This window comes from Leclercia sp. Colony189, from assembly GCF_009740165.1.
Lineage (GTDB): Bacteria > Pseudomonadota > Gammaproteobacteria > Enterobacterales > Enterobacteriaceae > Enterobacter.
In genome coordinates this window covers 2,503,997-2,518,882 of record NZ_CP046557.1, presented here as the reverse complement: position 1 = coordinate 2,518,882, position 14,886 = coordinate 2,503,997, and the positions used below count along the sequence as shown (strand labels likewise).

At 58.5% G+C, this 14,886-nt stretch carries 13 protein-coding genes; 7 read left to right on the top strand and 6 right to left on the bottom strand.

Going from position 1 to position 14,886, the window contains the following annotated elements; all coding sequences use genetic code 11:
- Nucleotides 1-52: 52 nt before the first annotated feature.
- The 5 genes from opgC to GNG29_RS11950 all read left to right on the top strand — a co-directional run bounded on the left by opgC (nucleotide 53) and on the right by GNG29_RS11950 (nucleotide 4,153).
- Nucleotides 53-1,270, top strand: a complete 1,218-nt coding sequence (opgC, locus tag GNG29_RS11970; protein ID WP_156654606.1) for an OpgC domain-containing protein — start codon at nucleotides 53-55, stop codon at nucleotides 1,268-1,270.
- A 10-nt stretch (nucleotides 1,271-1,280) separates the two neighbouring features.
- Nucleotides 1,281-2,180, top strand: a complete 900-nt coding sequence (locus tag GNG29_RS11965) for a hypothetical protein (protein WP_103179790.1) — start codon at nucleotides 1,281-1,283, stop codon at nucleotides 2,178-2,180.
- Between the two features lie 71 nt (nucleotides 2,181-2,251).
- Nucleotides 2,252-3,397 (top strand): PP2C family protein-serine/threonine phosphatase, encoded by a 1,146-nt coding sequence (locus GNG29_RS11960; RefSeq protein ID WP_409201137.1) that lies wholly within the window; start codon nucleotides 2,252-2,254, stop codon nucleotides 3,395-3,397.
- Complete coding sequence (locus tag GNG29_RS11955; protein ID WP_103179789.1) at nucleotides 3,394-3,732, top strand: STAS domain-containing protein; 339 nt, start codon at nucleotides 3,394-3,396, stop codon at nucleotides 3,730-3,732. The genes GNG29_RS11960 and GNG29_RS11955 overlap by 4 nt, the downstream gene beginning before the upstream one ends.
- 1 nt (nucleotide 3,733) lies before the next feature.
- Complete coding sequence (locus GNG29_RS11950; RefSeq protein WP_156654605.1) at nucleotides 3,734-4,153, top strand: ATP-binding protein; 420 nt, start codon at nucleotides 3,734-3,736, stop codon at nucleotides 4,151-4,153.
- Nucleotides 4,154-4,198: 45 nt separating this feature from the next.
- On the opposite strand, the gene GNG29_RS11945 is transcribed toward GNG29_RS11950, so the two are convergent.
- Nucleotides 4,199-4,753, bottom strand: coding sequence for a GNAT family N-acetyltransferase (locus GNG29_RS11945; protein ID WP_156654604.1), 555 nt, complete (start codon nucleotides 4,751-4,753; stop codon nucleotides 4,199-4,201).
- Complete coding sequence (locus tag GNG29_RS11940) at nucleotides 4,750-5,313, bottom strand: helix-turn-helix transcriptional regulator (protein ID WP_156654603.1); 564 nt, start codon at nucleotides 5,311-5,313, stop codon at nucleotides 4,750-4,752. The genes GNG29_RS11945 and GNG29_RS11940 overlap by 4 nt, the downstream gene beginning before the upstream one ends.
- A gap of 238 nt (nucleotides 5,314-5,551) precedes the next feature.
- Here GNG29_RS11940 and GNG29_RS11935 point away from each other — a divergent pair, with 238 nt between their 5' ends.
- On the top strand, nucleotides 5,552-6,805 hold the full coding sequence (locus tag GNG29_RS11935) for an MFS transporter (protein WP_103179785.1): 1,254 nt from the start codon (nucleotides 5,552-5,554) through the stop codon (nucleotides 6,803-6,805).
- A 55-nt stretch (nucleotides 6,806-6,860) separates the two neighbouring features.
- Here the strand turns inward: GNG29_RS11935 and azoR are convergent, their stop codons facing one another.
- Nucleotides 6,861-7,466 (bottom strand): FMN-dependent NADH-azoreductase, encoded by a 606-nt coding sequence (gene azoR / locus GNG29_RS11930; RefSeq protein WP_156654602.1) that lies wholly within the window; start codon nucleotides 7,464-7,466, stop codon nucleotides 6,861-6,863.
- Nucleotides 7,467-7,668: 202 nt separating this feature from the next.
- On the opposite strand from azoR, the gene hrpA reads away from it, so the two are divergent.
- Nucleotides 7,669-11,571 carry an ATP-dependent RNA helicase HrpA gene (hrpA, locus tag GNG29_RS11925; protein ID WP_156654601.1) on the top strand — a complete coding sequence of 1,301 codons (3,903 nt, stop codon included), beginning with the start codon at nucleotides 7,669-7,671 and terminating at the stop codon, nucleotides 11,569-11,571.
- A 91-nt stretch (nucleotides 11,572-11,662) separates the two neighbouring features.
- Here hrpA and GNG29_RS11920 read toward each other — a convergent pair whose 3' ends face one another.
- The 3 genes from GNG29_RS11920 to GNG29_RS11910 form a co-directional block, all read right to left on the bottom strand.
- On the bottom strand, nucleotides 11,663-12,322 hold the full coding sequence (locus GNG29_RS11920) for an O-methyltransferase (protein ID WP_103179782.1): 660 nt from the start codon (nucleotides 12,320-12,322) through the stop codon (nucleotides 11,663-11,665).
- 95 nt (nucleotides 12,323-12,417) lie between these two features.
- A complete protein-coding gene (locus GNG29_RS11915) occupies nucleotides 12,418-13,797 on the bottom strand; it encodes an efflux transporter outer membrane subunit (protein WP_156654600.1) in 1,380 nt (459 codons plus the stop codon).
- Nucleotides 13,794-14,873, bottom strand: a complete 1,080-nt coding sequence (locus tag GNG29_RS11910) for an HlyD family secretion protein (RefSeq protein ID WP_103179780.1) — start codon at nucleotides 14,871-14,873, stop codon at nucleotides 13,794-13,796. Before GNG29_RS11910 ends, GNG29_RS11915 begins: the two co-directional genes overlap by 4 nt.
- Nucleotides 14,874-14,886 lie beyond the last annotated feature (13 nt).

Genomic DNA, 14,886 nt, shown 5'->3' with positions numbered 1-14,886 from the left:
CTATCTAAATTATTAGCACGATGCTTTTTCAGGATCATTAACAGGACTCCCTATGAGCCAGATTGCGCCTGCAATACCGCAAGAAGAAAACATAAAATCAAGAACATGGCGTTATTCTCTTGCCGGGAATCGCGATCTGCGTATTGATTTTATGCGCGGAATTGCGCTGGTAATGATGGTGGTGGCGCATACAGAAGTGATGTCGATATTTAATATATTTACCTGGGAGCGTTTTGGTCTGACGACCGGTGCGGAAGGATTTGTCATTCTTTCCGGATTTATGCTGGGGATGTTAAATCGTGCCAGATTACAAAAAGCTGTCTTGCTCACTATTTCCTGGGAGCTTTACCTCAGAGCGTGGAAAATATATCGGGTAAATATTATTATCATTTTATCTTTTCTGTTGCTGGGGTATTTGCCTTTTATAAACGTTTTTGAAGTGACCCATTTTACCGACCGTTTTTCGGGCACTACCTGGTCCCTTTATCCGGTGACGCCGCAGATAAAAGAGACCTGGTTTAACATTGTTCTCTATCTGCAAATTGGCCCTCACCAGACGCAAATTTTAGGGCTCTATATCTTTTTCCTGCTGTTAAGCCCCCTGTTTTTAGGTATGTTGCAAAGGGATAAGGTGTACTGGCTACTGGGCCTTTCGCTGCTGGTTTACTGCTGCTGGCAGCGCTGGCCGGTACGGATAACCCCGTCGCAGTTTGAGTTCGCCTTTCCGCTGCTGGCGTGGCAGTTTATTTTTGTGCTGGGGATGAGTTGCGGCTGGTATAAAGAGGAGTTGCTCTCTTTCGCTCGCACTCCCGCCGGCAAAGTGGTGGTCGCGGCGCTGGTGGTGGTTGCGCTGGTCCTCGGCTTTGTCGCCCAGAATCATACCAACCCCTTTATGCCGCCCGCGCTCCTGATGCATACCCTCCCCGCGGCGGACTTTAACGCTTTTTACCATACCTGGGCGGCAAAAAACGGTCTGGGCCCGGTGAGGGTGCTGAACGATATCTGCCTGATGGTAACGGTCTATCTCCTCCTGACCTGGTGCTGGCAACCTCTTCACCGGCTGGCGGGCTGGTTTCTTATCCCGCTCGGCCAGCGCTCGCTTTATACCTTTATTTTGCACGTCTACGTCGTGCTCGCGGTAAGCCAGTTTGTGACCTTCGATCTGTGGCGTCAGGAGTGGATAGTGAACACCGTTGTACATGCAGCGGCGCTTGGTGTGCTGTGGCTACTGGCGAAATATAACGTCGCCGCACGCTGGATACCTAACTAAGGAAGGGGAGATGCGGGAGAGATATTTGCTGGCCTGCGCACTCTTGTGCATTGCCACCGGCGCAGAGGCGGCGCCGAAGGAGGATGCCGGGACACTGCGCGACAACAACGGCGAGCCGGTGCAGGCGGGGGTATTTACCAGCCGCTGGGGGCGGCTTTTCTCTGGCAATGAGGATGTTTTTTCCGGCGCGCTGAGCTTTAGCTCGGGCCTGAAAGAGCAGTGGATGACTATCCCCAACAGCTCAGACAGCGCGGAGCAGAAGCGAAAATATAACCAGACGCTGAACCTGAGCCTGCAATATTCCCCCTACAGCTACTGGTTTGCCAACGTCACGTCGCGTCTACCGGTCACCGACACCAGCCGCTACACCGCTGACTTCCGCTACAGCTTTGGCTACGACGACTGGCACGCGAATACCCTTAGCCTGGTGTACAGCAACTACGGGGATAACCGCTTCTGGACCTCGGGCAGCGGTCGTCACACTTACTTCGAGCAGGGGGCGGTAACCCTGGCCTACAAATTCTCGCTGCCGAAACCGGTGGAGAATACGCTGTTGATCAACAAAGGAGACGCCATTATCTGCCAGGTGGGCTACAGCTGGGTGCCGCGCTATTACGATCTGGAGAGCAACGATATCCGCAAAAACAAAAACGTGATGCTGGGCGGATGCGGTTACACCTTCAAACAACATTTCTTTGTGCGCGCCACGGCGTTCTGGTTCCCGGACAGCAGCCAGCAGCAGCCCTGGAACGGCGATTACAGCTACAGCTTCGGCTATGCGGGCTATACGCCAGGCTCATTCTCCGTTCAGTATGCCAACTATTCCGGCACCCGTTATCCCGGCCACCAGAGCGGCAACGGAAAGTTTCGTGAAGGAACGGTTAGCCTTATCTGGTTCTTACCGCTTTAGGGGGCGAGAGAGTGACGCAGCATGTACTGATTGTGGAAGATTCACGGCTCTATCGGCGGCTGTTGAGCGGGATGCTGGCGCAGTGGGGCTATAAGGTCAGCGAGGCGGAAAACGGCCTCGCCGCGCTGCAGATCCTCGAAAGCCGGCCGGTCAGCCTGGTCATCAGCGACTGGGAAATGCCGGAGATGGACGGCCTGACGCTGTGCCGGGAGATCCGCAGCCGCCAGATTGGTCACTATATCTATGTCATTCTGCTTACCGCCCGTGAAAATCCAGACGATCTGACGCTGGGTTTTGACGCCGGCGCGGATGACTTTCTCAGCAAGCCTGTCGAGCAGAGCGAACTGCGGGCGCGGCTGCATGCGGGGGCGCGTATTCTCTCCCTGGAGGCGACCCTCGCCGCCCGCAACGCCCGCCTTAGTGAGGCCCTACGCCAGATTGAACAAGATCTCGAGGTGGCGGCGCGTATCCAGCAGTCGGTGCTGCCCGCGCACCAGCAGCGCTACCGGGACTACTTTTCCGACTGGCTCTTTCTGCCCTCGGCCTGGGTTTCCGGGGATATCTTTAACGTCTTCCCGCTGGATAACCATCTGGGCTTTTACTGCGTGGACGTCTCCGGCCACGGCGTGGGGGCGGCAATGATGTCCCTTGCGGTGGCCCGCCAGTTTTTGCACGGCAGGGCGGTAGAGCGCTTTCTCTTTACTGCCGACGACGAGGTGGCGTCCCCCGCCGAGGTGGTGCGCATCCTCAACGGCCGTTTTTGCAGCGATGAGGTAGAGATAGTCAGCTATTTCACCATGATTTACGGCGTCATCGATCTTGACACCGGCGAGGGGAAACTGTGCCAGGCCGGTCACCCGACCCCCTTTATCGTCAGCCCGGACGGTGAGGTCAGAGCCGTTGGCAGCGGCGGAGCACCGGTGGGACTGATGCCGGATCTCAGCTGGACGGATGTCGACTTCACGCTGGCGGCTGGCGAGCGGCTCTGCCTGTTCAGCGACGGCATTACCGAATGTGAAAACCTCGCCGGGGAACAGTTTGGCCCGCAGCGGCTGCAGGAGGCGCTGCGGCACGGGGCCGCCCTCGGACTGAACGATCTCCTGGCGCAGTTTGCCCGGCACCTTATTCACTGGCGCAGCGGGGAAAACCAGGAGCAGCCAACGATGGCCGATGATGTTTCACTCTTAGTGATTGAGCGTAAAGGAGAAGAGCAATGAATATTGATACAGAGCGGCAGCCCGATGTGAACATTATGACCCCGGCGGTGCGTCGGCTGGATGCCTCGGTGGCGGGGGCGTTTAAGGAGGCGATTACCCGCGAGATCGGTGAAGATCGCAAAGCCCTGATCGTCGACTTCAGCAAAATCGATTTTATCGACAGTAGCGGTCTGGGAACCCTGGTTTCCCTGCTGAAAATGATGAACGGTAAAGGCGATATGGTGCTCTGCGCGCTGAACCCCGGCATCCGCAACATGTTTAGCCTGACCCGGATGGATCGCATTTTCCGCATCTGCCCGGACCGCGCCGCAGCGCTGGCGCAGCTGAATCAATAATATGGCCGTGTCTCACGAGATTGCGCTTCCGGCCGCGTTAAGCTCGCTCTCGCCGCTGGCGGAGTGGCTGGCGCAGCAGATGGCCTCGCTGCCCGTGGACGAAACCTGGCGCTTTGCGCTGGATCTCGCCGCCTGCGAGACGGCGACCAATATCATCCGCTATGCGCTGCACGAAGATCAACGCCAGCTTTTTAACGTGACGTTTATCGCCGCCGACGCTGGCGTGACCCTGCGCTTTACCGATGCAGGGACGCCTTTTCCCGCTGAACGCCTGGCTGCGGCGCGTGATGAGGCGTTTGATGACGACACGCTGCTCGCAGAAAGTGGCCGGGGGCTCAGACTGATCCTGCTGTCGGTAGACAGTTTTGACCTCGAACGCCGGGACGGAAAGAATATTGCGGTGCTGGAAAAAGGGTGGTGAGGGCTGAAAAGCAAAACCTCCCACCGGGCGGTGAGAGGGGCAAACTTACGCGATCGCCGGGCTGGCTATAGCGGCTTTGGCGTTTTCGTTAACTTTGTACATGTATGTGGTCGAATCCAGGGTGTTTTCAACCGACTGCGCATAAAACGGAATCGACCCCGCGGTCTGCCAGCCAAGCGAGCGGTAGAGGTCGCTGGCCACGTCACCACTGCGTGTATCCAGCACCAGCAAAACGAGTCCCTTTTCCCAGGCCAACTGTTCTGCCTGCATCATCAGCGCGCTTGCAATTCCCTGGCGACGTGCTTGAGGGTGAACCAGCAGCTTGGTAATTTCTGCCCGGTGGCGGCCATTAGGCGTGGCGCAATAGTTAACCATGACGGTACCGGCTGCCGTGCCGTTATCCAGGGCGATGAAAAGATCGCAATCGCGGCGCGCAAGGCTATCTATGTTTTCCTGCCAGAAACGATCGATGGCAGGACGGTCGGTGGGATCGATAAAACCGACACTCGCGCCATCTTTTACGCACGCCTGCAAAACATCACCTAATTCTGAGAAGCGTTGACGTGCCTCGTCAGCAGTAAGACATTTATATTCAATCATGATTTACATACCACCAGAATATAGTGGGCGCCGAGAGTTTCATGTGCCCTGAATGATGAGGTTCCCGATAAATGAAAACGTAAACTGTCACCTTTTTTCAGATGCCATGTTTCCGCGTTCATGGTAATAATCAACTCCCCTGCATGTAACCAGATATATTGCTCCAGCCCCTGAACCGGCGGCTGAAGATATTCAATATAAGCACCCGGACGTAATTTCCCGTCAATCATTTCGCAGCGGAAGGCGTTAGACGGCGGTATTAACAGGCGTCGCTCAAACCCGCTGAGCTCATCATGCCACAGGCGCTGCTCCCCGGCCCGGAACAGGTTATCGGCGACCTGCTCAACCTCGCTGATCAGCCGGGACATGGTCATACCGTATACGCTACAAAGCTGGTTGAGCACTTCCGCGGTGGGGCTGACTTCACCCCGTTCAATGCGTGACAGTGAGGCTCTGCTTATCCCCGACGCCGCAGAGAGGTCCTCCAGCGAACGGTTATGCTGTAGGCGTAGCGCGGCCAGACGTGCCGCCAGCTTTTCCCTGTAGTCCTGATTGTTCATACTGGCTTCCCGTATGTGAGACAAAATTCTCTAATGAGAGATAATACTTCACCCTGAACGCGAGTCAAGCACCACTGAAAAAATCCTGCAAAAGAAAAATTCACAATTTCAAGATCAAAAAACCTATTAAATTTTTGTTAAATTTTTATTGCGCCTGCGGGTAATTGAATTTATTACTAGTTAGCCAGCTATATTTCGTGGCCAACAGAACAATTAAAAATAACCAACAGGACAACCTATGACAACCAAACCCGCCGCTGAAATCTGCGCGGCACCGGGGCTTTTTCAGACGCTAAAAACATTTCCTGCAACCGTACACGCGCTGCTCTTTTTTACCTTCGTTATACGGTTTAGCTATTTTATGGCATGGCCCTTTATCGCCGTCATCATGACCCAGAATTACCATATGTCTCCCATCGCCATTGGCGTGGCGATGACCAGCAGCGCCCTGATCTCGGTGGTGCTCGGCATGTACGGCGGGCAGATTTCGGACCGCATGGGGCGGCGGGTGATCCTTCTGTTGGGGTGCGGGTTCTCCGCCGTGGGCTATATCACGCTGGCGCAGGCGAGCGGGATGGGGCTGTTTATCACCGGACTGATGATCATCGGGGTCTGTTTTGCCTGGGTCGATCCCCCGGTGCGCGCGCTGATGAGCGATCTGCTGGGCGATCGCCGTCGCCGGGCGCTGGCCCTGCAAATGCGCTACTACCTGATCAACGTCGCGGCGGTGTTTGGCCCGCTGGTGGGTCTGGTCTTTGGCCTGACATCCCAGAAGGGGACATTCCTGATCACGGGCTTAACCTATCTGCCATTTTTCGTCTATGTACTGCTGTTTATCCCGGCAGGGAAACTGGTGGGCGAGCCGCAGTCTGGCAGCGCGCCGGCCATCAGGCTGCATCAGATGATGGGGATTATCGCCAAAGACCGAATTTATGTTGCGGCGCTGCTGTGTAGCATCTTGTGCAGTATCGTTTTTATCCATTATGAAGCCGTCCTGCCGCAGTATCTGATGCTACTGGATGGCAACGGGGCGGTGAAGCTCATCACCCTGATCCTGGTCACCAATGCCTGCACCGTGCTGGTGTTTCAGAGCTTGATTGTGCGGTTTATGGCGCAGATTAACCTGCCGAAACGGATACTTCTGGGCGGCGTCATTTTCGCCTTATCGCAGCTCTGCTTTTTTGCCACCCGTTCAACGGAGGTGTGGATCTGGCTGACCTTTACCGCCGTCTTCAGTATGGGGGAGGCGATTCTGATGCCAAACCTGAATATTTTGCTCGATCAGCTCGCGCCGGCGGAGCACCGGGGTGCCTATCTGGGGGCTTCAACGTTATCGACGCTGGGGGTTGCGGTCGGGCCGTTAATCGGCGGGGTGATGCTCGCCATGACCGGGGCGGGGGTCTTTATCTGCACGGCCTTGCTCAGCCTGCTGCTGTGCGCGATTATTTATCTCAGCCGGGCACGGATGCTGGCTCGTTTGCAGGAGACATAAAAGCGCCGGGGAGTGATGCGTGCACCACTCCCCGGCGAGATTTCAGCGTTGGATCTTACGCCGCGACCAGGCTGTCGATAGCCGCTTTCGCGTCGTTCTGCGCTTTGGCCGCCACTTCCGGACCGTAAGCGATACCTTCAGCAAAGACGAAGTTCACGTCGGTGATGCCGATGAAGCCCAGGAACAGGGTCAGATACGGCGCTACCAGGTCAGTTGGGGTATCTTTGTGAATACCGCCACGGCTTGAAAGCACAATCGCACGTTTACCGGTAACCAGACCTTCTGGTCCTTTCTCGGTGTAGCGGAAGGTGACGCCCGCACGCGCTACCAGGTCGAAGTAGTTCTTCAGCTGGGTCGGGATGTTGAAGTTATACATCGGCGCGTTAATCACGATCACTTCGTGGGCTTTCAGCTCGGCAATCAGCTCATCGGAGAGCGCCAGCGCTTCCTGCTGACGTGGCGTCAGTGGCGCATCGCTCGGACGCAGGGCACCCACCAGCTCACCATCCAGTACCGGAACAGGCTGAGCGGCCAGATCGCGGACGGTGATTTCGTCACCGCTGTGCTGTTCACGCCACTGTTCAACGAAATAATCAGACAGCTGACCAGACTGAGAGTACCCTGCCAGAATACTGGATTTAAGAACTAATACTTTGCTCATGGGTGATTCCTTTGTTGTATTTGATGAGGGGGTTGCCCCGTTGCTTGCTGACACTCTATTCACAATCCTGTCGCAGGGATAGCGCAATATATCGAAGTCTATGTTCGAATTTTTTGAATAAGGCGCAAAAACCCGCGATGTGGTACTCTATAGCAATCATTACAAAGAGATTTTATCCGGCAGTGCACTGCCCGTTAACGCTATGACAGAACAACAGAAATTAACCTTCCCGATGCTTATGCAACAGTTGGATCCGCTGATGTTGCGTGACAAACAGCGCTTTGCCCGCCGCCTGCATGGGGTAAAGAAGGTTAAAAATCCTGATGCACAACAGGCCATTTTCCAGGAGATGGCGAAAGAGATTGAACAGGCGGCGGGTAAGGTTGTGCTGCGCCAAGCCGCGCGCCCGGCCATTACCTATCCGGAAAACCTGCCCGTCAGCCAGAAAAAACAGGCGATCCTCGAAGCCGTGCGCGATCACCAGGTGGTGATTGTGGCGGGGGAGACCGGCTCCGGCAAAACCACCCAGCTGCCAAAAATTTGTATGGAGCTGGGGCGCGGGATCAAGGGCCTGATCGGCCACACCCAGCCGCGTCGTCTGGCGGCGCGAACGGTGGCGAACCGTATTGCCGAAGAGCTGCAAACCGAGCCGGGCGGCTGCATCGGCTATAAGGTGCGCTTCAGCGATCACGTCAGCGACAACACCATGGTCAAGCTGATGACCGACGGCATTCTGCTGGCGGAGATCCAGCAGGACCGGCTGCTGATGCAGTATGACACCATCATCATCGATGAAGCGCACGAGCGCAGCCTGAACATCGACTTCCTGCTGGGCTACCTGCGGGAGCTGCTGCCGCGTCGCCCGGATCTGAAAGTGATCATCACCTCGGCCACCATCGACCCGGAACGTTTTTCGCGTCATTTCAACAATGCGCCGATTATCGAAGTCTCGGGGCGCACCTATCCGGTTGAGGTCCGCTATCGTCCGATGGTGGAAGACGCCGACGACACCGAGCGCGATCAGCTCCAGGCCATTTTCGATGCGGTGGATGAGCTGGGAAATGAAAGCCCGGGCGATATCCTGATCTTTATGAGCGGCGAGCGCGAAATCCGCGACACCGCCGACGCGCTGAGCAAACGCGACCTGCGCCATACCGAGATCCTGCCGCTGTATGCACGTCTCTCCAACAGCGAGCAGAACCGGGTCTTCCAGGCCCACAGCGGCCGCCGGATCGTGCTGGCGACCAACGTGGCGGAAACGTCCCTTACCGTGCCGGGCATTAAATATGTGATCGACCCCGGCACGGCGCGTATCAGCCGCTACAGCTACCGCACCAAGGTGCAGCGACTGCCGATCGAGCCGGTGTCGCAGGCCTCCGCCAACCAGCGTAAGGGCCGCTGCGGACGTGTATCGGAAGGGATCTGTATCCGTCTCTATTCGGAAGACGATTTCCTGTCACGCCCGGAGTTTACCGACCCGGAAATTCTGCGTACCAACCTGGCGTCGGTTATTCTGCAGATGACTGCCCTCGGGCTGGGCGATATCGCCGCCTTCCCGTTTGTGGAAGCGCCGGACAAGCGCAACATCCAGGACGGCGTGCGCCTGCTGGAGGAGCTGGGGGCGATCACCACCGACGAGCAGGCCACTGTCTACAAGCTGACCCCCATGGGCCGCCAGCTTAGCCAGCTGCCGGTTGACCCGCGCCTGGCGCGGATGGTGCTGGAGGCGCAAAAACATGGCTGCGTGCGCGAGGCGATGATCATCACCTCGGCGCTCTCCATCCAGGATCCGCGCGAGCGTCCGATGGACAAACAGCAGGCCTCCGACGAGAAGCACCGCCGCTTCCACGATAAAGAGTCCGACTTCCTTGCCTTTGTAAACCTGTGGAATTACATCGGCGAGCAGCAGAAAGCGCTGTCCTCAAACCAGTTCCGCCGTCAGTGCCGGGTCGATTTCCTTAACTACCTACGGGTGCGCGAGTGGCAGGATATCTACACCCAGCTGCGCCAGGTGGTGAAAGAGCTGGGCATTCCGGTCAACAGCGAGCCGGCGGAGTACCGCGAAATTCATATCGCGCTGCTGACCGGTCTGCTGTCGCATATCGGCATGAAAGATGCCGATAAGCAGGAATTTACCGGGGCGCGTAACGCCCGCTTCGCCATCTTCCCCGGCTCCGGCCTGTTCAAAAAGCCGCCGAAGTGGACGATGGTGGCCGAGCTGGTGGAGACCAGCCGTCTGTGGGGCCGCATTGCCGCACGCATCGATCCGGAGTGGGTCGAACCGGTGGCGCAGCATCTGCTGAAGCGCTCATACAGTGAGCCGCACTGGGAGCGGGCGCAGGGGGCGGTGATGGCGACCGAGAAGGTCACCGTCTACGGTCTGCCGGTGGTGGCGGCGCGTAAGGTCAACTACAGCCAGATCGACCCGGCGCTCAGCCGCGAACTGTTTATCCGCCACGCGCTGGTGGAGGGGGACTGGCAGACGCGCCACGCCTTCTTCCGGGAAAATCTCAAGCTGCGCAGCGAAGTGGAAGAGCTGGAGCACAAAACCCGTCGCCGCGACATCCTGGTGGATGACGAGACGCTGTTTGAGTTTTACGACCAGCGCATCAGCCACGACGTGATTTCTGCCCGCCACTTTGACAGCTGGTGGAAAAAAGTCAGCCGCGAGACCCCGGACCTGCTCAACTTTGAAAAGAGCATGTTGATCAAAGAGGGGGCGGAGCAGGTCAGCAAGCTCGACTACCCGAACTTCTGGCACCAGGGCAACCTCAAGCTGCGCCTGAGCTACCAGTTTGAACCGGGCACCGATGCCGACGGCGTGACCGTGCATATCCCGCTGCCGCTGCTCAACCAGGTGGAGGAGAGCGGGTTTGAGTGGCAGATCCCCGGCCTGCGCCGCGAGCTGGTTATCGCTCTGATTAAATCGCTGCCAAAACCGGTGCGCCGCAACTTTGTGCCTGCGCCGAACTACGCCGAGGCGTTTTTAGGCCGCGCCACGCCGCTGGAGCTGCCGCTGCTGGATTCGCTGGAGCGCGAGCTGCGTCGCATGACGGGCGTTACCATCGACCGCGAAGACTGGCACTGGGATCAGGTGCCCGATCACCTGAAAATTAGCTTCCGGGTAGTGGATGATAAAAACAGAAAGCTGCAGGAAGGTCGCTCCCTGACCGAACTGAAAGAGGCCTTAAAAGGCAAGGTCCAGGAGACCCTCTCTGCCGTGGCCGACGACGGTATCGAACAGAGCGGGCTGCATATCTGGAGCTTTGGTCAGCTGCCGGAAAGCTACGAGCAGAAGCGCGGCAACTACAAGGTGAAAGCCTGGCCCGCGCTGGTGGACGAGCGCGAGAGCGTGGCGATCAAGCTGTTCGATAATCCGCAGGAGCAGCAGCAGGCGATGTGGCGCGGGCTGCGCCGTCTGTTGCTGTTGAACATCCCGTCGCCGATCAAATATCTGCACGAGAAGCTGCCGAACAAGGCCAAGCTGGGGCTCTACTTTAACCCGTACGGCAAGGTGCTGGATCTGATCGACGACTGCATCTCCTGCGGCGTGGATCAGCTGATCAACGCTGCTGGCGGCCCGGTCTGGACGGAAGAGGGGTTTGCGCAACTGCACGAAAAAGTGCGCGCTGAGCTCAACGAGACTGTGGTCAACATTGCGAAGCAGGTCGAACAGATCCTGACTGCGGTGTTCAATATCAACAAGCGCCTGAAAGGGCGGGTAGATATGACCATGGCGCTGGGGCTCTCGGACGTAAAAGCGCAGATGGCGGGGCTGGTCTATCGCGGGTTTGTGACCGGCAACGGGTACAAGCGTTTAGGCGATACGCTGCGCTATTTGCAGGCGATTGAAAAACGTCTGGAGAAGATGGCGATCGATCCGCACCGCGACCGGGCGCAGATGTTGAAGGTGGAAGCGGTGCAGCAGCGCTGGCAGCAGTGGCTGAACAAGCTGCCACCGGCCCGCCGCGATGACGAAGATGTACAGGAGATCCGCTGGATGATTGAAGAGCTGCGCGTCAGCTTCTTTGCCCAGCAGCTGGGGACGCCATACCCCATCTCCGATAAGCGGATTTTGCAGGCGATGGAGCAGATCTCGGCTTAACATCGCCGGGCGGCGCATGCGCTTGCCCGGCCTACAATCCTGCCATGAAGTTGTTGTAGGCCCGGTAGGCGTAGCGCCACCGGGCATTTCTTTAACCGTTCACCATCGCCAGCGTAAACCCATCCCATCCTTTCACACCCACCGTCTGTAACGCGGTGGCGGTCAGGCGCGGATTATCGCCGATCATCTCAATAAACCGCCGCACCCCGTGTACCCGGGCGTCGTCGCTCTGGCCGTTAACCACTTCTCCGTCCCGCACCACGTTATCGCCGATGATCACCGTCCCCGGCCGGGAGTAATGCAGCGCCCACTCCAGATAGCCCGGGTTATTCGGTTTATCGGCATCGATAAAGATCAGATCAAAAGGCGGGATCGCATCGAAGCGCTCAAGGGAGAGCAGGGCCGGACCTTCGATCAGCTCAATACGCTGCTCCAGTCCCGCCAGATGAATGTTCTGCCGGGCGACCTGAGCGTGAACCGGGTCGGCCTCCAGCGTGATCAGCTTGCCATCCGCGGGCAGGGCGCGCGCCATCCAGATACTGCTGTAAGCCCCGAGGGTGCCAATCTCCAGAATGCGCCTCGCCTGGGTCATGCGGACAAACAGCGCCAGTAACTGCCCCTGATTGGCGGCGACGTCGTGGGCTGGTAACCCGGCTCGCTGGTTATTATCAAGGACCTTTTGCAGCACCTCATCCTGAGGAATAAGCTCGGAAATCATGTAATTATCTACGGCAGACCACTGTTGTTGCATAGATTGACCCCTTAGTACGTATATTGCCCGGCGGCGCTACGCTTGCACGGGCCTATGAAACCTGTAGGCCGGGCAAGCGTAGCGCCGCCCGGCGTTTACGATGCCGACCAGCCGCCGCCCAGCGCCTTATACAGATCGATCTGCGCCAGCAGCAGGTTATTTTTCGCCTGCACCACGCTGGTCTGCACCGAGAACAGCGTGCGCTGGGCGTCGAGCACGTCCAGATAGGATGAATAGCCGTTGCGGTAGCGATTCTGGGCGATGCGCAGCGTCTCCTGGGCGACCGCCTGCTGCGCCACCAGCTCGGTCAACTGCTCGCCATAGCGGGCGATGGCATCCAGGCTATCGTTCACCTCTTTAAAGGCATTGCGCACGGTTTTTTCATAGCTGTAGAGCGCCTGGTTGCGCTGCGACTGGCCGATATCCACCTGGGCGTTCAGCGCCTGACGGTTCAGCAGCGGGGCCAGAATACTGCCGCCGATGCTCCACAGCTCCAGCGGGTTGTCCAGCAGGCCGGGCAGGGTGCGATCCTGGATCGATCCGCTCGCGGTCAGGTTGATCGATGGCAGCAGACTGGCGCGCGAAGCCGCAAGCGAGGCATCGGCGGCAATGAGCTGGCGTTCCGCCTGCACAATATCCGGGCGGCGATTAAGCAGCGTTGAGGGCAGTTGCGACGGGATACGCAGCGGCGTCAGAGCATCGAAATCGTCACTGCGGGCGATACGCCCCGGATTACCCCCCAGCAGCAGGCTGAGCGCATTCTCCTGACGGGCAATCTGGTTCTGCACCTGCGGGATCTGCGCCCGCGTCGAGCGCAACTCGGAGTCGGACTGCATCAGCTCCAGGCGCGAACTGTAGCCGGTCTGATACTGCCGCTGTGCCAGGTTAAAGGCCTCTTCCCGCGCTTTGAGGGTCGACTGCGTGACCTTAAGCTGCTCGTCCAGCGCCAGCAGGGTGACGTACCCCGAGGCCACCGAGGAGGCCACCGTCAGATCGGCCGCGGCGGCGGCCGCCTTTTGCGCCTCGAGGCTCGCCCGGGCGGCATCGGTGGTGCGGCGGTTCGCCCCCCAGATGTCTACGTCGTAGCTGGCAGTCAGGCTGCCTTTGTAGAGCGCCCCATAGGTTGGCAGACCGGTTGCCGCCGACTGAGAACGGGCGCGACCCGCATTGAGATCGGCATCCATGGTCGGAAACAGGTTACCCTCGCTGGCGTAGACCCGCGCCTGGTACTCGTTGATTCGCTCCCGGGCAATCAGCACGTCACTGTTGTTACGCAGGGCCTGGTCAACGTAAGCGTTGAGATGATTGTCGTGAAAATTGCGCCACCACATCTGCTCAGCCGGGCTGGCAGGGCCGGTGCTGGCGCGCCACTGGGCGGGGATCTGTAGCGTCGGCTTCGCTGGCTCAACATCCACCGACTGGCAGGCGCTCAGGGCGGCGGCAATCAGCAGGGCGGTTAGCGGGCGGCGGATCATTCTGCCTCCCGGGTATCAATGGTCACCTGCACCGACATGCCAGGACGCAGCAGGGCCGACTCCTCCGGCTTGCCTAATACTTCAATACGCACCGGAATACGCTGGGCAATCTTGACGAAGTTCCCGGTGGCGTTATCGGGCGTAATGGCGCTGAACTCCACCCCGGTGGCGGGGGAGATGCTCTGCACCCGGCCTTCATAGGCTTTGTCGTTCAGGGCATCGACGGTGAATTTCACCGGCTGGCCAACGCGCAGGTTTGCCAGCTGGGTCTCTTTGATATTGGCGATCACCCAGTGCTGCGGCGGCACCAGGGTAGTGAGGTGGGTTCCGGCGGTCACATAGGCGCCTAAACGCACCGCAATTTGCCCGAGCTGGCCGTCGCGTGGCGCCACGATACGGGTATTTTGCAGGTCGATCTGCGCCAGCTCTAGGGCCGCCTTCGCGTTTTCGACGTCAGCCTCCAGCGCGGCGCGGTTAACGATGGCGGTTTGCAGATCCTGGCGCGACATCTCCAGCGTGGCCTTCGCCTGGTCGATGTCGGCGCTGCCCTGGGCGGCACTCGCCAGCGCCGCATCCCGCTCACGAATGGAGAGCGAGCCGTCGGCGGTTAAGTCCTTCACCCGCTTTAAGTCGGCCTGGGTCTTCTGGCTCTGGGCCCGGGCGTTTTTCAGCGCCGCTTCGTTACGCTGGATCACCGCCTCGGCGCTTTTGCGCTGTTGCAGGTTGTTGTTCAGCGCGGCAATTTTCATCGCCAGCTGGGCCTCAGCCTGGTGTACCCGCTGGCGGTAGATGCGATCGTCAATCTGCAGCAGCAGGTCACCCTTCCTGACGCGCTCAAAATCCTGCACCCTGACCTCGGTGATATAGCCGTTCACCTGCGGGCTGATAAAGGTGGTCTGGCCGCGCACGTAGGCGTTATCGGTAAACTGGGTATGGCGGGTAAACGGCGGTAACTGCCAGGCGTAGAGGATCACCAACACGCCAACGATGCCGATGGCGGCAGCGGCGAACACTGACACCACGCGCAGATTATTACGGGTACTGGCCTGCTCTTTAGCGGCATCCTGCTGACTCATAACCACTCCTGGG

Bases quoted from the DNA above. Each gene is read 5' to 3' on its own strand.
- opgC (WP_156654606.1), top strand. From the start codon at position 53: ATGAGCCAGATTGCGCCTGCAATACCGCAAGAAGAAAACATAAAATCA.
- hrpA (WP_156654601.1), top strand. From the start codon at position 7,669: ATGACAGAACAACAGAAATTAACCTTCCCGATGCTTATGCAACAGTTG.
- GNG29_RS11950 (WP_156654605.1), top strand. From the start codon at position 3,734: ATGGCCGTGTCTCACGAGATTGCGCTTCCGGCCGCGTTAAGCTCGCTC.
- GNG29_RS11935 (WP_103179785.1), top strand. From the start codon at position 5,552: ATGACAACCAAACCCGCCGCTGAAATCTGCGCGGCACCGGGGCTTTTT.
- GNG29_RS11955 (WP_103179789.1), top strand. From the start codon at position 3,394: ATGAATATTGATACAGAGCGGCAGCCCGATGTGAACATTATGACCCCG.
- GNG29_RS11910 (WP_103179780.1), bottom strand. From the start codon at position 14,873: ATGAGTCAGCAGGATGCCGCTAAAGAGCAGGCCAGTACCCGTAATAAT.
- GNG29_RS11960 (WP_409201137.1), top strand. From the start codon at position 2,252: ATGCTGGCGCAGTGGGGCTATAAGGTCAGCGAGGCGGAAAACGGCCTC.
- azoR (WP_156654602.1), bottom strand. From the start codon at position 7,466: ATGAGCAAAGTATTAGTTCTTAAATCCAGTATTCTGGCAGGGTACTCT.
- GNG29_RS11945 (WP_156654604.1), bottom strand. From the start codon at position 4,753: ATGATTGAATATAAATGTCTTACTGCTGACGAGGCACGTCAACGCTTC.
- GNG29_RS11940 (WP_156654603.1), bottom strand. From the start codon at position 5,313: ATGAACAATCAGGACTACAGGGAAAAGCTGGCGGCACGTCTGGCCGCG.
- GNG29_RS11915 (WP_156654600.1), bottom strand. From the start codon at position 13,797: ATGATCCGCCGCCCGCTAACCGCCCTGCTGATTGCCGCCGCCCTGAGC.
- GNG29_RS11920 (WP_103179782.1), bottom strand. From the start codon at position 12,322: ATGCAACAACAGTGGTCTGCCGTAGATAATTACATGATTTCCGAGCTT.
- GNG29_RS11965 (WP_103179790.1), top strand. From the start codon at position 1,281: ATGCGGGAGAGATATTTGCTGGCCTGCGCACTCTTGTGCATTGCCACC.